This window comes from Mucilaginibacter sp. 14171R-50, from assembly GCF_010093045.1.
GTDB lineage: Bacteria > Bacteroidota > Bacteroidia > Sphingobacteriales > Sphingobacteriaceae > Mucilaginibacter.
Genome location: NZ_CP048115.1, coordinates 1,868,146 through 1,891,092, shown reverse-complemented (window position 1 = coordinate 1,891,092; position 22,947 = coordinate 1,868,146). Strand labels below are relative to the sequence as shown.

Annotated in this window: 24 protein-coding genes; 12 read left to right on the top strand and 12 right to left on the bottom strand. The window is 44.6% G+C overall.

What is annotated here, in order from left to right:
- Positions 1-41: 41 nt before the first annotated feature.
- A complete protein-coding gene (locus tag GWR56_RS08730; RefSeq protein WP_162430736.1) occupies positions 42-548 on the bottom strand; it encodes a GbsR/MarR family transcriptional regulator in 507 nt (168 codons plus the stop codon).
- A gap of 120 nt (positions 549-668) precedes the next feature.
- Here GWR56_RS08730 and GWR56_RS08725 point away from each other — a divergent pair, with 120 nt between their 5' ends.
- From GWR56_RS08725 to GWR56_RS08715, 3 genes are all read left to right on the top strand, one after another.
- Positions 669-1,649 (top strand): SDR family oxidoreductase, encoded by a 981-nt coding sequence (locus tag GWR56_RS08725; protein WP_162430735.1) that lies wholly within the window; start codon positions 669-671, stop codon positions 1,647-1,649.
- Entirely contained in the window at positions 1,649-2,434 is a 786-nt protein-coding gene (locus GWR56_RS08720) for an SDR family oxidoreductase (RefSeq protein ID WP_162430734.1), read from the top strand. Before GWR56_RS08725 ends, GWR56_RS08720 begins: the two co-directional genes overlap by 1 nt.
- A gap of 126 nt (positions 2,435-2,560) precedes the next feature.
- The gene (locus GWR56_RS08715; protein ID WP_304608936.1) at positions 2,561-4,054 is read left to right on the top strand and encodes an NAD(P)H-hydrate dehydratase; all 1,494 of its coding nucleotides are present in this window, start codon (positions 2,561-2,563) and stop codon (positions 4,052-4,054) included.
- A gap of 198 nt (positions 4,055-4,252) precedes the next feature.
- Here the strand turns inward: GWR56_RS08715 and GWR56_RS08710 are convergent, their stop codons facing one another.
- From GWR56_RS08710 to GWR56_RS08685, 6 genes are all read right to left on the bottom strand, one after another.
- A complete protein-coding gene (locus tag GWR56_RS08710; RefSeq protein WP_162430732.1) occupies positions 4,253-5,080 on the bottom strand; it encodes an anti-sigma factor domain-containing protein in 828 nt (275 codons plus the stop codon).
- A gap of 2 nt (positions 5,081-5,082) precedes the next feature.
- Positions 5,083-5,634 carry an RNA polymerase sigma factor gene (locus GWR56_RS08705; protein WP_162430731.1) on the bottom strand — a complete coding sequence of 184 codons (552 nt, stop codon included), beginning with the start codon at positions 5,632-5,634 and terminating at the stop codon, positions 5,083-5,085.
- A 24-nt stretch (positions 5,635-5,658) separates the two neighbouring features.
- Complete coding sequence (gene lipA / locus GWR56_RS08700) at positions 5,659-6,537, bottom strand: lipoyl synthase (protein WP_162430730.1); 879 nt, start codon at positions 6,535-6,537, stop codon at positions 5,659-5,661.
- A 390-nt stretch (positions 6,538-6,927) separates the two neighbouring features.
- Positions 6,928-7,260, bottom strand: a complete 333-nt coding sequence (gene ytxJ, locus GWR56_RS08695) for a bacillithiol system redox-active protein YtxJ (RefSeq protein WP_162430729.1) — start codon at positions 7,258-7,260, stop codon at positions 6,928-6,930.
- A 231-nt stretch (positions 7,261-7,491) separates the two neighbouring features.
- Entirely contained in the window at positions 7,492-7,989 is a 498-nt protein-coding gene (gene ribH / locus GWR56_RS08690; RefSeq protein WP_162430728.1) for a 6,7-dimethyl-8-ribityllumazine synthase, read from the bottom strand.
- A gap of 140 nt (positions 7,990-8,129) precedes the next feature.
- A complete protein-coding gene (locus tag GWR56_RS08685) occupies positions 8,130-8,804 on the bottom strand; it encodes a tol-pal system YbgF family protein (RefSeq protein WP_162430727.1) in 675 nt (224 codons plus the stop codon).
- 221 nt (positions 8,805-9,025) lie between these two features.
- Between GWR56_RS08685 and GWR56_RS08680 the strand changes: the two genes are divergently transcribed.
- Positions 9,026-10,123, top strand: a complete 1,098-nt coding sequence (locus GWR56_RS08680; protein ID WP_162430726.1) for a DNA replication/repair protein RecF — start codon at positions 9,026-9,028, stop codon at positions 10,121-10,123.
- On the top strand, positions 10,116-10,406 hold the full coding sequence (locus GWR56_RS08675; protein ID WP_162430725.1) for a DUF721 domain-containing protein: 291 nt from the start codon (positions 10,116-10,118) through the stop codon (positions 10,404-10,406). Before GWR56_RS08680 ends, GWR56_RS08675 begins: the two co-directional genes overlap by 8 nt.
- Here GWR56_RS08675 and GWR56_RS08670 read toward each other — a convergent pair whose 3' ends face one another.
- Together GWR56_RS08670 and GWR56_RS08665 are read right to left on the bottom strand one after the other, a co-directional pair.
- Positions 10,407-10,607, bottom strand: coding sequence for a hypothetical protein (locus tag GWR56_RS08670; RefSeq protein WP_162430724.1), 201 nt, complete (start codon positions 10,605-10,607; stop codon positions 10,407-10,409).
- 143 nt (positions 10,608-10,750) lie between these two features.
- Positions 10,751-11,170, bottom strand: a complete 420-nt coding sequence (locus tag GWR56_RS08665; protein ID WP_162430723.1) for a nucleoside-diphosphate kinase — start codon at positions 11,168-11,170, stop codon at positions 10,751-10,753.
- A 126-nt stretch (positions 11,171-11,296) separates the two neighbouring features.
- Between GWR56_RS08665 and GWR56_RS08660 the strand changes: the two genes are divergently transcribed.
- From GWR56_RS08660 to GWR56_RS08635, 6 genes are all read left to right on the top strand, one after another.
- Positions 11,297-12,307, top strand: coding sequence for a bifunctional oligoribonuclease/PAP phosphatase NrnA (locus GWR56_RS08660; RefSeq protein ID WP_162430722.1), 1,011 nt, complete (start codon positions 11,297-11,299; stop codon positions 12,305-12,307).
- A 15-nt stretch (positions 12,308-12,322) separates the two neighbouring features.
- Positions 12,323-13,285, top strand: coding sequence for an FKBP-type peptidyl-prolyl cis-trans isomerase (locus GWR56_RS08655; protein WP_162430721.1), 963 nt, complete (start codon positions 12,323-12,325; stop codon positions 13,283-13,285).
- Positions 13,286-13,425: 140 nt separating this feature from the next.
- Complete coding sequence (locus GWR56_RS08650; protein ID WP_162430720.1) at positions 13,426-14,424, top strand: FKBP-type peptidyl-prolyl cis-trans isomerase; 999 nt, start codon at positions 13,426-13,428, stop codon at positions 14,422-14,424.
- Between the two features lie 48 nt (positions 14,425-14,472).
- On the top strand, positions 14,473-15,240 hold the full coding sequence (locus GWR56_RS08645; RefSeq protein ID WP_162430719.1) for a TatD family hydrolase: 768 nt from the start codon (positions 14,473-14,475) through the stop codon (positions 15,238-15,240).
- A 37-nt stretch (positions 15,241-15,277) separates the two neighbouring features.
- A complete protein-coding gene (locus GWR56_RS08640; RefSeq protein WP_162430718.1) occupies positions 15,278-16,297 on the top strand; it encodes an asparaginase in 1,020 nt (339 codons plus the stop codon).
- A 193-nt stretch (positions 16,298-16,490) separates the two neighbouring features.
- Positions 16,491-16,763, top strand: a complete 273-nt coding sequence (locus tag GWR56_RS08635; RefSeq protein ID WP_238395336.1) for a GIY-YIG nuclease family protein — start codon at positions 16,491-16,493, stop codon at positions 16,761-16,763.
- Between the two features lie 223 nt (positions 16,764-16,986).
- Here GWR56_RS08635 and GWR56_RS08630 read toward each other — a convergent pair whose 3' ends face one another.
- Both GWR56_RS08630 and GWR56_RS08625 read right to left on the bottom strand, forming a co-directional pair.
- Positions 16,987-17,697 (bottom strand): LytTR family DNA-binding domain-containing protein, encoded by a 711-nt coding sequence (locus tag GWR56_RS08630; protein WP_162430716.1) that lies wholly within the window; start codon positions 17,695-17,697, stop codon positions 16,987-16,989.
- A complete protein-coding gene (locus tag GWR56_RS08625) occupies positions 17,694-18,716 on the bottom strand; it encodes a sensor histidine kinase (RefSeq protein ID WP_162430715.1) in 1,023 nt (340 codons plus the stop codon). The genes GWR56_RS08630 and GWR56_RS08625 overlap by 4 nt, the downstream gene beginning before the upstream one ends.
- A gap of 243 nt (positions 18,717-18,959) precedes the next feature.
- On the opposite strand from GWR56_RS08625, the gene GWR56_RS08620 reads away from it, so the two are divergent.
- A complete protein-coding gene (locus GWR56_RS08620; RefSeq protein ID WP_162430714.1) occupies positions 18,960-19,775 on the top strand; it encodes a hypothetical protein in 816 nt (271 codons plus the stop codon).
- Positions 19,776-19,872: 97 nt separating this feature from the next.
- Here the strand turns inward: GWR56_RS08620 and uvrA are convergent, their stop codons facing one another.
- Positions 19,873-22,719 carry an excinuclease ABC subunit UvrA gene (gene uvrA / locus GWR56_RS08615; RefSeq protein ID WP_162430713.1) on the bottom strand — a complete coding sequence of 949 codons (2,847 nt, stop codon included), beginning with the start codon at positions 22,717-22,719 and terminating at the stop codon, positions 19,873-19,875.
- Positions 22,720-22,947: the final 228 nt, after the last annotated feature.

Below are 22,947 nucleotides of genomic sequence, written 5' to 3'. Positions count from 1 at the left end.
GAATTTTCAGTAATTTTTGAAATATATACTGCAAAAAAATGCTACTTAAACATTTTAAAAATAGAGCCCCAAAACCAGTTCTCTTCAGCTTTTAACATCGTATCCAAAGTTCTATCTACGTTTTTAGCCATCCTGTTTATATCGGTTACGGATTTATTAAAGGTGGCATAATCAGCATCTTTGCTATCCCCTTTGACCTTTACCAGCTCGTCTAATATTTTCATAACGGGTTCCAACTCGCGTTTGCGGCGCTCTTTGGCTACCTGGCGGGCAATGTTCCAGGTATCTTTATCAGCAAAAAAGTATTCTTTACGTTCGCCGGCCTTGTGCCTTTTTTCAACCAGCCCCCAGCCCATCAGTTCGCGCAGTGTCATGTTGGCGTTACCACGGGATATGCTCAGGCTTTCCATGATCTCTTCAGTAGTTAACTCGGTCGGGGTTACCAGCAGCAGCGCATGCACCTGCGCCATGGTGCGGTTTATCCCCCACTCAGAGCCTAACTTGCCCCACGCCTCGATAAATTTTTGTTTTGCTTCGGGTAATTCCATGCACAAATATAAATATGTTTTTAAACTTTCAAAACTTTTTGAAAGTTTATTTTAAATATTGTTTCAGGTTCCCACTAAATAATTTTTATCTTCCGCTGCATACCTCCATATTTACGATACATGAATATTTTAGTGACAGGCGCTACCGGGTTTATTGGCCGGAAACTTTGTTTCGAGCTTGCTCAAACGGGCCATCATGTAAAAGCGCTTTGCCGGAATACGGAGCACCCCTACCTGATCAGACATCCAAATATTGAACCTGTAAAAGGTGATATATTGCTGCCCGATACGCTAAATAAAGCGATGGAAGGCTGCACGCAGATATACCATACTGCTGCTATGGCTAAAATGTGGTGCCGCAATCAGAATGATTTTCTGGAAACGAATGTTACCGGCACCCGCAACGTACTGCTTGCCGCGCAGCAGGCAGGTATAGCGCGGGTGGTTTACACTTCAACCTGCGGCGTTTGGGGACCGACCTTAAAATATCCTTTGACCGAAGATGAGCCGCGCATTGTGGGCTTCCCGATAGCATACGAGCGCACAAAGTACCTGGCCGAACTGGAAGTGAATAAATTTGTTGAACAGGGTATGGATGTGGTTACCGTTAACCCGTCCCGGGTGTTTGGCGAGGGGCCGATTACCGACAGCAACACCGTAAGCAAAATGATAAGCGGGTATTTAAAAGGTAAATGGCGCATTATCCCCGGCGATGGCGGGCAGATATCCAACTATGCCTACCTTGATGATGTGGTGAACGGGCATATAGCGGCTATGGAAAAAGGCCTTACCGGCAACCGTTATATTTTGGGCGGCGAGGATATAAGCTTTGATCAGTTTTTCAGTACGTTGGCAGAAGTATCTGGTGTGCGCCGAAAGATGGTAAAACTGCCGCAAAAATTAATAAAATTTTATAGCCATCTCGAAGCGTTGAAAACCAGGCTAACGGGCCTTGCCCCGGTTTTTTTACCCGAGTTTGCCGACCGCCTGCTATTTAACCAAAAGTACAGCAGCCAAAAAGCGGCAGAACAATTGGGATATACCATAACCCCCTTTGATGAAGCCATGCGCCGAACCGTTAACTATTTAAAAGCACACTAATGCCGCAATTAACCGCCATAGTAACAGGGGCCAGCGAAGGATTGGGGAAAGCATTTGCCATTGAACTGGCTAAACGCAATATTAACCTGGTCTTGATAGCCCTACCGGGTCCCGGGCTTTATAACCTGGCAAAATACCTGGTGAAGAATTTTGAGATTAAGACCGATGTTTTAGAAACGGACCTGACGGATGCCGATAGCTGCCACCAAATTTTTAAGTATTTAACCGAACATCGCATAACCGCCCACATGCTTATCAATAACGCCGGCATCGGCAATTGGGACTGGTTTACCGATAAAAGCACAGGCTTCTATAAAAAACAAATAGATCTTAATATCACCGCTCCTGTTTTGCTGACGCGATTGTTTTTGGCGCAGGTGGATGTCACTATTACATCTTACATTTTAAATGTAGGCAGCATGGGTGGCAAGTTTATAGTCCCGCGCAAGCAGGTTTACGGGGCAAGCAAGGCGTTTATCAGTTATTTCACAAAATGTATGCAGTTGGAACTTGCAGGCACAAATGTGAAAATGAGTTTGCTTAGCCCGGGTGGGATAAACACCAAGCCGGAACTGCTCGTGTTAAATCAACAGCTTAAAGGCATTGCCAAAGCCACCATATTTGAAGCGGAAGATGTGGCCCGTATCGCTATCGACGGTTTGTTTAAAGGCAAGCCAGAGATAGTACCCGGTGCTGCCAATAAATTTTTAGTCGCCTTGAACAGCTTACTGCCGCAGTTTATCAAGAACGCTATTATTAAACGCAAGTTAAAGGGGCACGGGTAATTTTTAGCCCAGGGGGTGATAGGTAATAATTCGCAAATCGAACCCTTCGTTCGCTTATCCCGACAAATCTTTTTCCTTACCAAACAAAACACAAAAATCCTACCTTTAGGCTATATGTTGCCGTTATTGATATCCAAGCAAATCCGCGAAGCCGACGCTTACACCATCGCTAATGAGCCAATAAGTTCTATCGACCTGATGGAACGCGCATCAAAAGCTTTTGTAGGATGGTTCGTCAATCATTTTCAAGACAGGAAGCAAAAAATAGCTGTTTACTGCGGCACCGGCAACAACGGCGGCGACGGATTGGCCATCGCCCGCATCTTGGGGCATCACGGTTATAACCATATAGATGTAAAGATATGCCGCTTTAGCGATAACGCCAGCGATGATTTTACCACGAACCTGAAGCGGTTAAAAACCTCAAAAATCCCTATAAAAGAATTAAAAAAGGGCTTTAAGACCATTAAAGAAAGCGCTGATCTGATTATAGATGCCATGTTAGGTACAGGCCTTAACAAGCCACTGGCAGGCGACTACAAAACGCTTGTGGAACACCTTAACAGCCTGGAAAAAACGGTGGTTGCGGTTGATGTGCCAACGGGTTTATTTACAGAGGCCGAATTACCTGAAGGTGCCGCGGTCCTTAAAAACGACCTGGTGATCACCTTTCAGCAACCGAAGATAAACTTCCTGCTGCCCGAGAGCGGCCCCTACATTAACTGCTGCGAAGTAGTAAAAATTGGATTAAGCGAAGATTTTATAAACACAGCCGACACCCCATATTATTACGTTGAGGAAAAGGACGCAAGGCAGCTGATAAAACCGCGCAGTCGGTTCAGCAACAAGGGCACATACGGGCATGCCCTGATCATTGCCGGTAAGGACGAGACCATGGGAGCGGCACTGCTGGCCTCATCAGCTTGTGCACACGCGGGCAGTGGGCTAACAACTGCCTGTATACCCCTAAGCGGATTGGTAGCCCTGAACAGCTCGATGCCTGAAATAATGGCTTTGATACGCCGGGAAGAAAAAACGCCTGATATTGATGGAGACAAATTTACCGCCATTGGTATCGGCCCCGGTTTAGGTAAAGAAACAGGCACTTTAAAACTGCTAAAAGCTGTTATAAAAAATTATAAAAACCCGGTGGTGATTGACGCAGATGCGCTTAATGTACTGGCAGAGCATCAAAACCTGCTAAAAAAGCTGCCGGCCGGGAGTATTTTAACGCCCCATATGAAAGAGTTCGACCGTTTGTTTGGCAAGCATACCAATTGGTGGCAGCGGCTGCAAACCGCCAAAGCAAAGGCCAAGGCGTTAGGCATTTATATTATCCTAAAAAATGATTACACCATAACAGCTACGCCGCAAGGACAGCTTTATTTTAACTCTACAAGCAACGCGGCTATGGCAAGCGGGGGCATGGGCGATGTGCTAACCGGTATCATAACCTCGTTGTTAGCGCAAAAATACCCGCCGCGGGATGCCTGTATATTGGGGGTATATGTTCATGGTAAGGCGGGCGACGAACTGGCGCTGCCAAACCGTATGAACGTGGTGTTACCCAGCCGCATTATTGCCCAGCTGCCGGTTACCATGGCAAAATTAAAGGCATAAAAAAAGCGAATGTAAGTATTGAACATTCGCCTTTTTAAACTATTAACTGATCTTATAAAGAACTAAATACTTCTAACTAATTGTATATATATGACGTGCGCCACATATAATAGTTACAATAACAACGCGAAATATTTAATTGTTTGATAATTGATACAGTTTTTAACAAAACTTTAACATACGGCAGTTTTTCCCGGATTAAAAAGTGCCTATCACCACCATCTCGTTCATAGTGGGATTTATGCTACCGCCCATGGGTTCTAAGGTTACCGCAAAGCCCTGAGCAGAAGCTATCGCCTTCATTTCCTTTACCCCGGCGGTATCTGCATCAGGGGCATCAAATACTCCCATATCTACAGGTTTGCCGTTAACCAGCGCCCATAGCTGGTATTGATGTTGTTTGTCGTTCTTAGGCAGTTTTACACTCTGAACATCAACCATTACCTTTTTGCTCACGGCGTTCCAGGCCAGTATCATGGCGGCTGTTGGTGTTTTAGCGGTGCCCTTTAATTTTAGCACCTTATACGATGGGTCGCGGTACATATCCAGCTGGTTATCCATTAAACTAACCTGGTTGGCAAAATGCTGTTTATCCAAACGTAAAGCGGCGATCTGAGCATTTGAATCCTGCAGCTGGCTGTATAGGTTTACCAGGCCATAAATGCTTATCAGCAACAGGGTAAGGCACGCTGCAAAGGCGTACTTGTAAAAGCTGTTTACGCGTGCGGCGGGCAATTGTGGTACATTGTCATCGTCATGGTGCGTAACGCTTTTGGTAAAAGTATTGTCATCGCCAAGGTTTACAACCATGCTATTTAAAACCCGGTTACGCAGTTGTTCAGAAGGTTCAACGGCCTGCGCGCGGGCATAAAGTTCAAGCGATGTTTCTATTGCATTGATCTCGGTCCTTATCTCGGGGTATTTTGAGGCCATACCTTCAACCTGCAACTTTTCTTCCGCGCTCATATCGCCCAGAACGTAAAGTTCCAAAATTCCCGATTCGATATATGCCTTAACGTCTTCCACGCTTAATTAAAATGTTTTCTGAGTTGAAGTATCCCCATCCGCAACCTTGTTTTAACAGTGCCCAATGGTATGCCGAGTTCTTCGGCCGCTTCAACATGGGTATAACCTTTAAAATATACCAGGTCGAGTATTGATCTTTGTTCGGGTTTCAAGGTGGTTACTAACTCCTTAATACCCAACAACTCGGGCTTGTAAATTGTATTTTTCTGTTCATCAACGAAAGTTACGTTATTTTCAAGCTCATGGTTTTTGCTTTGATTTTTAAAATCCTTTGATCGTACTTTATCGATAGCCAGGTTTCGCGCGATATTTACCATCCATGTAAATAATCGCCCTTTATCGCTGCTGTAACCGCTGAACGAACGCCAAATTTTTACAAAAGTTTCCTGCAAAACGTCTTCGGCGATAGCTTCGTCGGTGATGATCCTGGAAATAACGCCGAATAAAGAAGAAGAGTACATATCATATAAAGCCTCAACCGCAATTTTCTCGCGGTTGCGCAAAGCAAGTACTAATTCTTCCTCAGATAACGATATTTTGCGTTGGGGGCTCAATGTGATGAAGATAAACAGGAATTATCACATTTCAAACAGATGTTTTTCGGCATGGTAAGATGAGCGCACCAGCGGCCCGCTTTCTACATACCTGAAGCCCTTTTTCAACCCCCATTCTTTATAATTCGCAAACTGGTCGGGGTGTATCCAATCAATAACCGGGTGATGGTTACGCGTTGGCTGTAAATACTGGCCCAGCGTAAGGATATGTACACCTGCTTCCAACAGGTCGTCCATCGCTTCAAGCACATCTTCTTCACGTTCGCCCAGGCCAAGCATAATGCCCGATTTAGTGCGCACGCCGGCAGCCGACGTTCTTTTTAGTGCCTCAAGGCTACGATCGTACTTAGCTTGTATGCGTACTTCGCGGGTTAAGCGGCGTACGGTCTCTAAATTATGCGATACTACCTCGGGCTGGGTTGCCAGCACACGGTCAAGATTGTCCCATATCCCACGGAAATCCGGCAACAAAGTTTCAAGTGTGGTTTGCGGGCTTTCGCGACGGATAGCGTTGATAGTTTCGGCCCAGATGATAGAGCCGCCATCCTTAAGGTCGTCGCGGTCAACAGAGGTAATTACGCAATGTTTTACCTGCATCAGCTTAACCGAATTTGCTACACGGTTTGGCTCATCCATATCAACAGCCAATGGCCTGCCGGTTGCAACCGCGCAGAACGAACAGGACCGGGTACAGATGTTGCCCAGTATCATAAAGGTGGCAGTACCTGCTCCCCAGCACTCGCCCATGTTTGGGCAATTGCCGCTTTCGCAAATAGTGTGCAGCTTATGTTCGTCAACCAAACCACGCACGTGGGCGTATTCCTTCCCTACCGGAAGCCTAACCCTTAACCAATCGGGCTTACGCTGCGGCTGGCTGGCGGGAACTACAGGCAAATCTATCATGGTACAAAATTAGTTAAAAACCCCCTAACCCCCTAAAGGGGAGATAGAATTAATGCAATATTACAGTTTGTTGATGTAAAAGCAATAATTGAGTAAGTTAGCACTATTGTCCAACTGCTTGTGAATAAAAAAAGAGAACGGGTAACGCCCTATATTTTTAATAATATTATTTCCCCTTCTACCAAAGTTTTTCGCCGTTGTTGGTGTTGTCACCAACAACTTTTAGGACGGTAAACTTATGTGCACTGGATGCATGGTGCTTGTTGGTGACAACACCAACAAGGGCTAAAACGAAAAATACATAGTGGCGATAAATAAAAATCCGCAGGATAAACCTGCGGATCATATATTATTAAGTCTTGATTCCTGAATCTAAAAATCTTTATTCTCTTACAAAACCAGCACACTCATGGCCTCATCTACCGAGATAGCGCCGTGCGACTGATCCAATATACATTCGCCGTCCTTTATCAGCAGCATCTGCGGCGACTCGTGGTACACACTAAAATCCTGCGCTATTTTGTTTGACAGTTCGCGATATTTGATCAGGTCTAAAAAGTAAAGCGGCATATCAGCCGGCAAGCTCTGCCAATCCATTTCAAAGCGCCTTTTTGCCATCATACTGATAGAGCAGCGTGTGCTGTGTTTAAAAATCAGGCTATAACCCTGCTGTTGTTTAATATTTTCCAGCTGATCAGCCGTTTCCAACGATATCCATTCCATACAACAAAAATAAAGTAATGCGCCTGTTCAAACGTAAAAACAGTGTAAAACCGCTTTTAGTTTTTAGCTAAAGGCAATAAAATGACAAATGAATGTTAACGGTGGTTGGGGTACGAACCGTATGCAGGGCATAATTTGTTTGAGCACGAAGCCATTGTGGCTAATGCCAACGCGATAACTGCAATGTATAATATCTTTTTCATTTGCTTTAAACTTACTATTTATACGGGTTTAACCAATTAAAGTTTCGTTCAGTTTAGCCATCTTAATGGCTGTTACCGCGGCCTCATCGCCTTTGTTACCATGTTTACCGCCGGCCCTGTCAATGGCTTGCTGCTGATTATCAGTGGTTAACACCCCAAATATAACAGGTTTTGAATATTTTATGGCAACATTGGTTACACCATTTGCTACCGCGTCGCAAATAAAATCAAAATGGCGTGTTTCGCCCTGTATAACACAGCCCAGGGTTATTACGGCGTCAAGTTTTTTGTTTTTCAATAACAGTTCGGCGCCCGTGGTCAATTCAAAACTGCCGGGAACCGGATACGAGTGAATATTTTCGGGCCTGGCGCCATATTTTACAAGGCTGTTGTAAGCGCCCTGGTATAGTGCGTTGGTAATTTCGGCGTTCCACTCGGCAACTACAATACCAAAGCTATAGCCTTCGGCCGACGGGATTTCGCCCGCGGTTGAAAAATCAGACAGGTTTTTTAATTGCGTAGCCATAGTTTGATTTCGGATTTTAGATATACGATTTCGGATTTGCTGTTAACTAAAAAGTCCGATTCCTAATTTATCCGGTGAATATAGTTACTCATAGGATAAATCCGAAACCGAACTTCCGAAACCGATATTAGGTTAATTAATTACTTCGCTTCGGCGCGGGCTATATATTCGTCAATATTTTGTGCTTCCGCGCTGTCAAAATAATCAGTTTTGATCTTTTTATAAGTATCAACAGCCGACTTGTAGTCTTTCTTTGCTTCGTAAACCAAGCCAAGTTTCTTTAAATAAAAAGGCGAAAGAAATTTATTGCTTGCTTTATCAGCGGCTTTTTTAAAGTAGGTTTCGGCTTTATCGTAATCTTTCAGTTCAACGTAAGCGTCGCCGGTACTGCCCAGCGCTTCGGCGGCCACCATGTTGTCGTCGCCGCGGTAGTTGGTCAGGTTATCAATAGCCTGGCGGTATTCGCCTTTGTTTAAATAAGCGGTACCTAAATAAAAATAGGCAAGGTTAGCAACTTTTGTGTTGCTGTAGTCGGTTATTATCTTTTTGAAGCCGGGGTAACCGTTATCGCCGTTAATGGCTTTATCCCAGTCCTTATTAGCCCAAAAATCCTGCGCTACATGCATTTGGTTTGCTGCGGTAACTTCCCTTGGTGCAAGGTATAATTTAAGGTATGCTACGTAAATAACAATCATTACAACAATAGCTGCTGCAATAAATATTAAGCTTTTTTGGTTCTCCTGAACAAAACTACCGCCTTTTACAACATTGTTTTTAGTTGCAGTAGTATTCGACTTCACCTCGGTTGCTGACATCTGTATTTTAAAATTAAGTGTGCAAAAATACGGTTTTCAATCCTTTTAGCAAATTTAAATTTTGAGGTTATTAAGGGAGAAAGGACTGAATGACAAAAGATAAAGGAAGGCTACTCGTAAAGACGCGATACTTTGCGTCCCTACCCGGATAAATAGCAATACCAATGAACAAATAAACCAATGAACTAATGAACTAAAACAACTAAATTTGCTTTCCGCTTATGTACCTGCAGCAACTCTCATTCATCAACTTTAAAAATTACGCCGAAGCCGAGGTTTCGCTGGCCGAGGGCGTTAACGCTTTTGTAGGTAATAATGGCGCAGGAAAAACCAATCTGCTTGATGCGGTGCACTACCTGTCGCTTTGCAAGAGCTATTTTAATCCTATCGATAGCCAGCAGATAAAGCAGGGCGCCGATTTTTTTATGATCAACGGTATCTTTAAAAAAAACGGCCACAAAGAAGTTGTTGCCTGCGGGGTTAAGCGCAACCAGAAAAAGCAATTTAAACGAAATAAAAAAGACTACCAGCGCCTGGCCGATCATATCGGGCTGCTGCCGCTGGTAATGATTTCGCCTTATGATATCAGCATCATTATAGAGGGCAGCGAGGAACGCCGCAAATTTATAGACAATGTAATATCACAAACCGACCATAACTACCTGGACGAGCTGATCGCCTATAATAAGGTTTTGGTTAACCGTAACTCGCTGCTGAAGCAAATTGCCGATACCGGCCGGTACGACCCTGAACTGCTTGCTGTATTTGATGAGCAGTTAACCGCATCCGGGAAACGAATATTTGAAAAACGCCGGGCTTTTATGGAGGTATTCACCGGGATATTTAACCGGCATTACCAGTTCATAAGCGAGGATGCCGAGCAGGTAGAACTGGTGTATGAGTCGCAGTTATTGCACAACGATTTTACCGCACTGCTTAATAAAGCCATAGAGCGCGACAGGGTGCTTGAACGTACCACAAACGGCATACATAAGGACGACCTGCTGTTTAATATTCACGGCATGGCCATGAAAAAATTTGGTTCGCAGGGGCAGCAAAAGTCCTTTTTGATAGCGCTTAAGCTTGCCCAGTACACCTTCCTTACCCAAAAAAACGGTTTTAAGCCCCTGCTGCTGTTGGATGATATTTTTGATAAGCTTGACGATAACCGCATTACCAAACTAATGCAAATGGTATCTAACAACGATTTTGGGCAGGTATTGATAACCGATACCAGTACAAGCCGTGTAAAAGGAATATTTGATAGTATAAATGTAAGCGTTAAATTATTTAAAGTAACGGAGGGTAGCATTGCGTAAGGCTAACGATAAATCGCTTAAAGAGGCTATTGAACAAATGCTGAACGTTTACAAAATAAAGCGCCGTTTTGACGAAACCGCCATAGTAAGCGCCTGGCCGCAACTGGTAGGCAAATCTGTTGCTAACCGTACAAAAGAACTGTTTATACGCGATAAGAAATTGTTTCTGCGGATAGAATCATCGGTAATTAAAAATGAGCTGGTAATGATGCGTAACCAGATTATCCAGAAAATAAATGATGATGCTAAAACCGAATTGGTAACCGAGATCGTGTTCCTGTAATTAACGCCCGCGCGAAAGGCGTAAGCGGCGGCTCACCTTGCGGAAGCTATCGTCCATTATTTGCGAGAAGGCAAGCAGAAAAATACCGGGAAATATAAAAGCGAACTGCGCTTCGGGATGGTTCCTGAAAATATCCATTGAAGTAACAATGATAGTAACCATTATTACCGAATAAATAAGATATTTAAACAGCGATTTCATTGGAACCCGTTAATTAGCTGCGCGTTATGCGCTTAAAGGTAAAGATAGTTTAATACTTTAATTAAACAATAAAAAATATTAAAAAAGCCATTTGTGCATTACAAATATAACGCACAAATGGCTTTTCTTGCTCATGCGGGCGGTTAAAACCTTTCGAAGGCCGAGAAAAAGAAGTTAGCCTCGATTTCGGCGTTCTCGTCAGAGTCTGACCCATGCACCGCGTTGGCATCAATTGATTTGGCAAACAGGTTGCGTATAGTGCCTTTTTCAGCCTTAGCAGGGTCGGTGGCGCCAATCAGCTTGCGGAAATCTTCTATCGCGTTATCCTTTTCAAGTATCGCAGCTACAATAGGGCCCGATGACATAAAGTTAACCAGGTCTTTAAAAAATCCGCGCTCGGCGTGTACCGCGTAAAACTCGCCGGCCTTTGCCTCTGATAACGAAGTGTATTTAAGGGCAGTTATTTTAAAGCCCGCTTTGGTTATCTGATCTAAAATAGCGCCTATATGCCCGTTAGCTACTGCATCGGGCTTTATCATTGTAAAAGTTTTGTTATTTGCCATTGTAATATGCTTTGTATTTAAAGAGGCGCAAAAGTAGCGTTTTATAACTGAAACTTAAAGCTTTTGCTATAAATATGATACACGTATTTAATTAATTTACTTAGCTTTGCAGCTCTTTAAAAATTGATGTTGGATTTAGCTTCGCTTACTGAACTTTTAAGTCAGCCACGTAAAATAGTAATTACTACCCATCATAAGCCCGATGGCGATGCCATGGGCTCGTCGTTAGGGTTGTATAATTACTTTATACAGCAAGGCCACCATACCAAGGTAATTACCCCGACAGACTACCCTGACTTTTTAACATGGATGCCAGGTAACGGGGAGGTGATCATTTACACAGAGAACGCGGAACTGTCAGCAAGGCTTATTGCCGATGCGGAACTTATTTTTTGTGTGGATTTTAACAGCCTTACCCGTATCAACGATATGGGGGTGCTGGTGGGCAACAGCGCCGCCTGTAAAGTAATGATAGACCATCACCTTGAGCCCGAAGATTTTGACGATTACCGCCACTGGGATATCAACGCCTGTGCTGCCGCCCAGCTGGTTTATACTTTTATTACCGATAAGCTGCAAAATAAAGCGCTTATAAATAAGGATGTGGCTACCTGCCTGTACACCGGTATCATGACCGATTCGGCATCTTTCCGCTTGCCAAATACAACATCAGCCGTGCACCGCATTGTTGCCGACCTGATAGATGCGGGCGCGAATAACTCGCGCATACACGAGCTGGTTTACAACAGCGCCTCAGAGAACCGATTACGCTTTTTAGGCCATTGCCTTGCCAATTGTTTAGAAATACTGCCCGAATACAACACCGCTGTAATAGCCGTTAGTAAAAACGATATTGCAATGTTTAACGTAAATACCGGTGATACCGAAGGCATTGTTAACTATGCCTTATCAATTGCCAGGATACATTTAGCGGCCTTTATTGTAGAGCGTGCCGATAAGGTTAAAATATCGTTACGCTCAAAAGCGGAGTTTCCGGCTAACGAGATATGTAAAAAATATTTTAACGGGGGCGGCCACCGTAACGCCGCAGGCGGCCAGTCTGACGAGCCGCTTGAGGCTACCATCGCAAAATTTAAATCGATATTACCAGAATATAAAACCCTTTTAATACAATAAGAATTAAACAAAAAAATGAGAAAGAACTTAACGATCATAGCCATTGCAGCATTAGGGCTTGCAAGCTGTAAAGGTGGGTTTAAGCAAACCGAAGGCGGGCTATTGTACAATATCCGTACAGATAATTCTGGCCCAACCGTTAAACCGGGCGATTTTATCAGCCTTAACCTAACCTTAAAAAACGAGGGCGACTCAGTATTGGGCAGCACTTACGAACAGGGGCGCCCTGCACCGCAGATAGTTGAAAAAACAACCCGCAAGGGCGATGTAACATCGGTTTTCCCGCTGCTGAGCGAAGGCGACAGCGTTACTGTAAAAGTTAACATCGATTCAACCTTTAAAAAAGGCGGCCCAAGGCCTCCGGGTTTAAAAGGAAAATACATCATTTACGAAATTAAAGTAGAAAAGGTAATTGCAAGAGGCAACACAACCGAAGCCGTTTTTAACGCTCATATTACCGACTACTTTAAGGCACAGGCCGACCAGATGAAAAAACAAGAACCGGCCAAGATCAAAAAATATGTTGAAGAAAAAAAGCTGAACGTTAAAACCACCCCTTCGGGCTTACAGTACCAGATCACCCAGCAGGGATCGGGCCCAATGCTGGTTGTTGGCGACACCGCGGTGGTAAACTACACCGGATCGTTAGTTGACGGGAAAGTTTTTGATACCAGCATTAAAGAAGAGGCGATGAAAAACAAAAGGATTTTTAACCCAAGCCGTAAATACGAGCCGTTTAAATTCCCTGTGGGTGCAGGTGCCGTTATTCGTGGTTGGGACGAAGGCTTCCTGCTCTTGAACAAAGGCAGCAAGGCTACTTTCGTTATCCCGTCTGAACTGGGCTGGGGCGAACAAGGCTCGCAAGGTATGATACCTGCCTTTGCACCGGTTATTTTCACGGTAGAGGTTTTAGATATCATTAAGCCAAACCCTAACGCGCCAAAGCCTGTTCAACCAACAGTGCCGGCACTTAGATAATTTCAAAAAAAATTTATAGCCTTCCGGGATACCTCCGGGAGGCTTTTTTTATGTCATGAAACCATCACAGGCTGCAGCTCAAAAAACTATTTGAATATAGCGTGTAATAGCTTCATAGCCATTAAAAAACAATAATCCTGATGAAAAATACTTTTTATTTAGTCGTTATATTTTCGTTGTTAACCCTTACCGCAGCAGCGCAGTTTAAGCAAACCTCCTCTGGTGTGCAATACCAGGTTATCAGCAATGCCCCCGGTCAAAAAATAAAGCAAAACGATATCATAACCTTCCAGGCTGTACAATGCACCGATAAAGATTCGGTATTGTTTAGCACCTATCAGCAGGGCCAGCCGGTAAAGGCGCAAGTGCGCCCATCTGCCAACGTAGCCGACCTGATGGATATATTCCCGCTATTGGCTGTTAATGATAGCGCCGTTGTTAGGGTACCGGTTGACTCAGTATTTAAGGGCCACGAAACCGAAATGCCACCGATATTTAAAAAAGGCGGCAACATTGTTTTTAAGCTGAAAATATTACAGGTGCAAACTTTAGAAGAAGCTATGGCCGAACGCAACGCCGCTATGGCAAAGATGAAAGCCGAAGGCGAAAAACTGAAAGCTGCCGAGGCAGCTAAACTGGAAGGCTACATTAACAGCAACAAAATAATAGCTAAAACCACCCCATCCGGTTTAAGGTACGTTATTAAACAGGCCGGCAATAAGCCTAAACCGCTTAAAGGCGATACGATTTATGTAAACTATACCGGCCGCACCCTTGAAGGTAAGATGTTTGACAGCAGCATTGAAGCCGATGCGAAAGCCGGCGGTTTAAACCAGCCCGGACGCCCTTACGAGCCTATTAGCTTTGCATTGGGTACCGGCAGGGTTATACCAGGCTGGGACGAGGCTTTCCTGCTGATGAACGAAGGCTCAAAGGCGAAATTGATCATCCCTTCCGCGCTGGCTTATGGCGAGTATGGCTCGGGTGCCGACATCACCCCTTATGCACCTTTAGTGTTTGATGTAGAACTTGTAAAAGTAGTAAGGGTAAAGCATCCTGCCACAATACCTGCTGCCAAAGCGCCGTTAAAGAAAAAAACAGCGGTGAAAAAGCGAACAGCAGTTAAAAAGAAAAATTAATTTTAATTGAAAAGCCTTCTGCAAAGAAGGCTTTTTTAATTTTGTGCCATGGTGTTAACCGATACACATACCCATTTATATTACGAAACTGATACTGACAAGCGGGCGCAAATGATGCAGCGTTGCCTGGAAAATAATATTGGGCGCTTGTTTTTGCCCAATGTGGATGCGGCGTCGGTACCTATGATGTTCGATCTGGTGAAAACTTACCCCGATGCCTGTTACCCCATGCTCGGCCTGCATCCGTGTTCGGTAAAAGATGACTGGGAAGAGGAACTGGCGGTAATACAACCGGCCATGCATCAGCATAAAATATACGCTGTGGGCGAAATCGGGATAGACCTTTACTGGGACAAAACCTTTTTAACCCAACAGGTACAGGCTTTTAAATTGCAGATACAATGGGCTAAAACTTTAAAATTGCCCATAGTGATACATTGCCGGGATGCCTTTGATGAAGTTTACCAGGTATTGCATGATGAGCACGACGAAAACCTGCGCGGTATATTTCACTGCTTTACCGGTACGCTTGAACAGGCAAGTAAAGTTACCGCACTGGGGTTTTACCTGGGCATTGGGGGCGTAGTGACCTATAAAAATGCCGGGTTGGATAAGATATTACCGCAAATTGACCTGAAGCATGTGGTTTTAGAAACCGATTCTCCGTACCTTACGCCCGTTCCGTACCGGGGTAAACCCAATGAAAGCGCTTACCTGATCTATGTGGCGCAAAAGGTGGCGGAACTGTATCAGATATCTGTTGAAGATGTGGCCCGTATAACCACCGAAAATTCAGAAAAGATATTTGGTGTTTAGATCAAAGATTATATTAATAGCATAAACCTGACCCAAAATGAGCCAGATACTGATCATCTATACCGGTGGTACAATAGGTATGATGAGCGACCCTGTTACAAAAACGTTGGTACCCATCAACTTTGAGCAGATAATGGATAATGTACCCGAACTGGAAAAGCTTAATTGCAAGATTAAGGTGCACTCGTTCGAGCATATTATCGACTCATCAAACATGAACCCCGTTATATGGGCCGAACTTGCCGCGCTTATAGAAGCCAATTACGATACTGTTGATGGCTTTGTGATACTGCATGGTTCTGATACCATGGCATTTACTGCCTCGGCACTTAGTTTTATGCTGCAAAATCTGAACAAGCCGGTAATTTTTACAGGATCGCAGTTACCCATCAGCGCGGTACGTACCGATGCCAAAGAAAACCTGATGACGGCTATTGAAATTGCTAAGGCGAAAAAGAACGACAAGGCACGCGTACCCGAAGTTTGCATTTATTTTGATTACAAACTGTTTCGGGGGAACCGCGCGTTCAAATATAACTCATCAAAATTCGAGGCCTTCCGCTCGCCCAATTACCCTATATTGGCCGAATCGGGCGTACACCTGCGTTTCAGCATAAACGATATCCGCCCGCCGGGCGAAGGCCCGCTTAACGTTCATAACAAGTTGGTGAGCGATGTTGCTGTACTAAAACTGTACCCGGGGATCAGTCCGAAGGTTGTGGAGACCATTTTAAGTGCAGACGTACGCGGCATAGTAATGGAGACCTTTGGCGCGGGTAACACTACTACCGACCAGTGGTTCATCGATCTGCTTGAAGCCGCTATCGATAGCGGAAAAGTGATCCTGGATATTTCGCAATGCAAGGTAGGTACGGTTGAACTGGGACGATACGAAACCAGCAAGCAGTTAAAAGATATTGGCGTGGCCAACGGGTATGATATGACCTATGAAGCCGCTGTTACCAAAATGATGTACCTGCTGGGCGAGATAGACGACCCTAAAGAGGTAAAGCGCTGCCTGGAGAAGGATCTAAGAGGCGAATTAACGGAATCATAGGCCGTTTAATAACACAACCATGTCATCCCCAAATCCGCCACGTCATGGCCAGGTACGAAGCAATCTCTTCAGGACAGTTGGGCGATGTACGATTGGATTAAGGCACTTCCCGTCATTGCGAGGAACGAAGCAATCTCTTTAGGACAATTAAACATGTAATATGGTTATGCAAAGAGGCGGTTGTGTGTACATCATGACTAACAAGCAAAATGTAGTTTTTTACACTGGGGTAACCTCCGATTTGATGGATAGGGTTTGGGACCATAAAAACAAAACCTACCCTGACAGTTTTACTTCAAGATATAATTGCCATAAACTCGTTTATCACTACTTCTACTCGCATATTGAAGAAGCGATTGCGGCTGAAAAACTGATTAAAGGCGGAAGTCGCCAAAGCAAGATAGATTTAGTCAATTCTATAAATCCCGGATGGAACGATTTATATGATGATCTGCTAAATGAATAATTAGCATGTGGTAATAGCTTAAAGAGATTGCTTCGTTCCTCGCAATGACGGTCCTGTCTTGTTGTAGCTATTTGTGTATTAATTTTTACCAAACCGTTGGTGGCACAGCTTCGTCAGTACCTAAAAATTAAAACGCCTGATTATCAAGCGTTCACGTGTGTTCACGGTGTTCACGTGGCGCGAACGTGAACACTAAGAGTCCCAGGCAGAGCCGGATAGCCCCCTAAAATATCCTCTGCCTTATCACTGCCATAAATCCCTCCCTGAACTTTTCGCTTACCGGGATCTGCTTATCGCCGATGTAAACGTGGTTATCCTGTATCTTGCTTAAGCGTTTGGTATTTACGATGTATGAGTTATGCACCCGCACAAAAGGCTGGGGCAGCTGCATTTCTACCTCTTTTAAACGGCGGTATATCAGCAGTTCTTCGGTAGCCGTAACCAGGCGCACATATTCCTTTTCACCCTCAAAGTACAATACCTCGTCCAGCAGTATCTTACGCAGCGTTTTACCCGATTTTACAAAAAAGTAATCATCCTCCGGCTTGCTCTCGCTTTTTTCTATCACCGTATGTTTGCCAAAAGCGGCATCAATTTTTTGTGTAGCGGCCAAAAATCGTTTAAGCGTTATAGGTTTCAGCAAATAATCAATGGTTTGGAAGGCGTAGCTGTCGGCCGCATGTTCGGCATAAGCGGTGGTAAAAACAATTTTGGTTTCTTTGGGCAGCAACCCCGCCAATTCCATACCTGTAAGGTGCGGCATGTTGATATCCAGAAAAATAAAATCTACGGTATGTTTCTTTAAAAAGTCTATCGCCTCCAACGCGTTGTAGCATTTGCCTAAAAGCTGCCATTGCGTGGTCTGACCGATCAGCACTTCCAGCAGGCTAACCGCGTTTGGCTCGTCGTCGATAATAATGCAGCTTAAGTTCATGCCAGCGGGATATTTAGTTGCGCAATGTAAATATCGCCTTTATTTTCAACCTGCAGCTCAAAATCCGTTTGGTAAAGCAGCACTAACCGTTTCCGTAAATTCTGAATACCAAACCCCGTGGATAAAGTAGTTAACGGCTTATCCGGAATGGTGTTGGTAGTGGTAAACTGCAGCCGGCCATTTTGCTGTAGCAATGTTATATTTATCTTATTATGGCTGCTGCTTTTATCGATACCATGCTTAAAAATATTCTCGACGAAGGTCATCAGCAGCATGGGCGGCAGGGTTAACGACATGTCGCAATCTTTGGTAAAGGTGATATCTACATCGTAACGGATGCGGATATTTTCCAGCGCGATATAATTTTCAAGAAATTGCACTTCGTTCGCAAGACTAACCTCCTGCCTGGGGCTTTCATCAACAAAATAGCGCATAATGTCCGACAGCTTCTCGATCAGTGCTGCCGTTCGCGGCGATTCAAGATAAGCTTCGTAATAGATATTATTCAGGGTATTAAACAAAAAGTGTGGCTGCACCTGCGATTTCAGGAGGTTTAATTCGGCCTGTGTTTTTTGGACAAGGATATCTTCTGATTGTTGCTTTAACTTGAAATAGGCAAGCGCTATCCTGAAAATAAAACTGAGCATAAATATCAGCAGCCCCGCTATAACAAAGCTCATGATAGCTTCAAATTTCATCTTGGTGGGGTGCCCCATGGCAAAAAAGGCGTTGTATATATATAATGACAGATAAGCACGCAGCGCACCGGTTATCAGCAGTAATACAATAACCGCTAAAATATAAAGCGCTAACCTGCCTGTTTGATATAACTTCGGGAAAAGCCACAAAATGTTGCCATAAATTATGGCCGCATAAAAAAGGGTGTTTATCAATGCAAAAACAGTCGACTGCCCTATGCCATCCATCGGCAGCAACGAAAACAGCACAATAAAAAATACGAAGATCCAAACCATCCACTGCTGTTGCCGGATGTTTGGCTTCCTTTTAAACAATTGCATGCTTAAAAGTACAAAGCTTTTTGATAGATGTGTACCCGTTTAAACCATATGCCAAGTTTATTAAACCATCGCCGGTAAAGTTTCAATGAAATGGTCATGGGGATGAATAAACAAGCGATTGCGCATTTATTGAAAAAATCGCCCTGCCTGCTAAATAGATATTAACGTATGTTGAAATAGTTTGAGCTGATGCCCTGTAAGATGCAGTTTTAAGTAATTATGAAAACCGTAAACATACAAACCATGAGATCACTATCACCTATAAGCGCCGCTTTGACCGCTGCACTTGTCACATTGCTTTTTTCAGCTCAACCCAGACGTGCGCTTGCACAAGTAGATACCATTCGCGTAAAAGATCATCGCCTAAACACCGCGACACTGAAGCCCGGCATGCGCCAGTACCTGGTGTACTTTCAAATGCCCAAAAGCCCTAAAACGTTAAGGTATTGGCTTTGGCTGCGCGATACAAAAATAGTGGAGCGCAACGGCGAAAAGGTATTTGCCACTACACAACACTGGTATGGCAGCGATACCATGAGCTACCGCACGGGTTATTCGGTAAACAGGGTGAAGGATTTTTCGCCTGTATACCATAGCGAAACGGTTGCCGGTAAACTTGGCGCTTACAACTGGGATGCCAATAAAATAAAAGGCGCGGATACCGTAGCGCTAAATACCAAAAAGGATTTCGAACTTAATTTTACTGAGCGCAATTTTAACTGGAACCTGGATATAGAAACCTTTGAAATGCTGCCGCTTGCTGCAGGGAAAACCTTCGCCATAAATTTCTATGATGCCGGTTTCGGTAAGCCGGAATATATTATATACAAAGTTACCGGCAGTGAAGTGATAAGCACTTTGGATAACCAAAAAGTTGACTGCTGGAAACTGGTGAATGAAGCCGAACACAATGGTCAAAAATCGGTAGAAACATTTTGGATCAGCAAAAAGAACCACGAATTTTTAAAAGAAGAGGACAGCTTTGGCGGCATGTACCGTTACAAGGTTAAGATGCCCGGCGCTGCCGCTAACCTGCTGCAAAGGTTTGCAGGGAAATAACCACTGATTTTGTCATGCTAAAGGATAACGGGGAATTGATCCACGCATTTCGAATCGGCCACTAAAGGTTTGATATCCTTTAGTATGACAAATTTTATTACTTCAATCCCATTTCCTTTTTCAAAAACTGGCCGGTAAAGCTGTCTTTAACTTTGCATAAACCCTCGGGCGTACCACTAAACAGGATTTTACCGCCGCCAGAGCCTCCTTCGGGACCGAGATCTATAACATGGTCAACAACCTTGATAACATCCAGGTTATGCTCTATCACCAGCACGGTGTTGCCCTTATCAACCAGTTGGTTTATTACGCCCAGCAACACGTTTATATCCTCGAAGTGCAGGCCGGTTGTGGGTTCGTCCAGTATGTAGAAAGTGTTACCTGTATCTTTTTTACTAAGCTCAGTAGCCAGCTTTACGCGCTGCGCCTCGCCGCCTGATAGTGTGGTTGACGATTGCCCAAGCGTAATATAGCCCAATCCCACATCAAACAGGGTTTTTACCTTGCGGTAGATAGATGGGATGTGTTCAAAAAATGGCGTGGCATCTTCGATGCTCATATCCAGCACATCGCTGATGGATTTGCCACGATATCGTACTTCCAGCGTTTCGCGGTTATAGCGCCGGCCGCCGCATTCTTCGCATGGCACCTGCACATCGGGTAAAAAATTCATCTCGATAACCTTTTGGCCTGCGCCCTGGCAGGTTTCGCAGCGGCCTCCTTTTACGTTGAACGAGAAACGGCCCGGCTTGTAGCCACGTATCCGCGACTCGGGCAAGGCGACAAACAGGTTACGTATATCAGAGAATACGCCGGTATAAGTAGCCGGGTTTGAGCGTGGTGTACGGCCAATGGGTGTCTGGTCTATTTCGATAACTTTATCGATATGCTCCAGCCCTTCAATTTTATCGTACGGCAGCGGATGCTTTTTAGCACGGAAGAAATGTTGGTTCAATATCGGGTACAGCGTTTCGGTGATCAAACTTGATTTACCGCTGCCCGATACGCCTGTCACCCCTATCAGCTTACCTAACGGGAAATCGACCGATACCTTCTTTAAATTATGCCCCGTAGCCTTTTTAAGCGATAACGTTTTACCATTACCTTCCCGGCGCTTTTTAGGGATAGCTATCTCACGCTCGCCGTTAATGTAAGATGTGGTTAACGTATGCTTAGCCATTAATTGGGCAGGTGTACCCTCGGCAACAATAGTACCGCCGTGTACCCCCGCTGCCGGGCCCATATCTATCACATGGTCGGCTTCCAGTATCATATCCTTATCGTGCTCTACAACCAAAACGGTGTTACCCAGGTCGCGCAGGTTTTTAAGGGCGTTTATCAGGCGTTCGTTATCCCGCTGGTGCAGGCCGATGCTTGGCTCATCCAAAATATACATAACGTTCATCAGCTGCGACCCTATCTGCGTAGCCAGCCTGATACGCTGCGCCTCGCCACCAGATAGGGTTTTGGCGGTGCGGTCAAGCGTAAGATAGCTGAGGCCGACATCCAGCAAAAAGCCGATGCGTGCGCGTATCTCTTTTAATATTTCTTTAGCGATAACGTTCTGGCGCTCGTTCAGCCTTTCTTCCAACCCGGTGTACCACTTATCCAGTGTGGTAATATCCATGCAGGCTAACTCAAAAATATTCTTTTCGTCAACCTTAAAATGCAGCGATTCCTTTTTGAGCCTTGCGCCATCGCAAACCGGGCAGGTACGCAGTACGCGATAATTTTCCATATCGTCCATACCCTCGTCGTTGCGGCGCTCCTGCTGCTCTTCCAGCATGCGGATGATGCCGTCGAAGGTTATCTGGTAACTTTGAACGTTCCATTTGTTGTACTCAACCGCCACGGTTATCATATCCGGCGATCCGTTCAGGATAATGTCCAACTGCTCGCGGGTCAATTTTTCTATGGGGGTGCTCAAGCTAAACTCATATTTTTTAGCCAGCGCCTTCAGCACCTGGAAGATCCAGGTTTCACGGTATTCGCCTATCGGCGCTAATCCACCGTTAATAATACTCAGTTTAGGGTTTGGCACTACAGATGCCTCGTCAACTTCGAAAATATAACCCAGTCCGTTACACTTTTCGCAAGCACCATAAGGCGAGTTGAACGAGAAGGTGTTAGGCTGTGGTTCATCATACGAGATGCCCGACACCGGGTCCATCAGGTATTTGCTGAAATAAGATACATTGTTATCCTTATCGGCAATGCGGATAATGCCTTTGGCAATTTTAAGTGCCGATTGCACCGAGGTATATAATCTTTTGCTGTCAGCCTCGCTCACTACCAGGCGGTCCACTACGATGTCAATATCGTGTATCTTATAACGGTCTACCTGCATTTTCGCTTCCACATCGGCGATAGCGCCATCAATGTAAACCTTCAGGTAGCCCTGCTTACGTATTTGCTCAAAAAGCTCGCGGTAATGGCCTTTACGGGCCTTTACCACCGGCGCCAGTATGTTTACCGGCTGCCCGTCAAACTTTTCTAAAATGGTTTTCAGGATCTGGTCCTCGCTCATGCGCTCCATTTTCTCGCCGGTGGTGTACGAGTAAGCCTCGCCCGCACGGGCAAAAAGCAGGCGCATAAAATCGTAGATCTCGGTAATGGTACCTACGGTACTGCGGGGGTTTTTGCTGGTGGTTTTTTGTTCGATGGCGATAACCGGACTAAGCCCCGATACCTTATCTACATCAGGCCGCTCCATACCGCCCATAAACTGGCGCGAGTAGGCCGAAAATGTTTCCATATAACGACGCTGACCCTCGGCATAAATGGTATCAAACGCTAACGACGATTTACCGCTGCCGCTAAGCCCGGTTATAACAACCAGCTTATTGCGCGGAAAAGAGACATCTATATTTTTTAAATTATGTACCCGGGCACCATAAACTTCAACTTCACTTTGCTCGCCCAGGTCTAATGTTTTTTCGCTCATATATTCTTCAGAAAACAAGACAGATACGGCTTAGTTTTTGGTTGGCCGTGTAATTACTAAAAAAGTTCGCAAATATACATAAAAGTGGTGGTGATTTAAAGGGTTAGCATGGTGATGGAGGTACCGGTTAATGTAAAAATTTCCACATCCGTCAATCCGTTGCCGGGCCTTTTGACGCCTCGTTGCTGGCAACGAAGGGTTACTCTTTCTTTCCCTTTTTTTTAAATG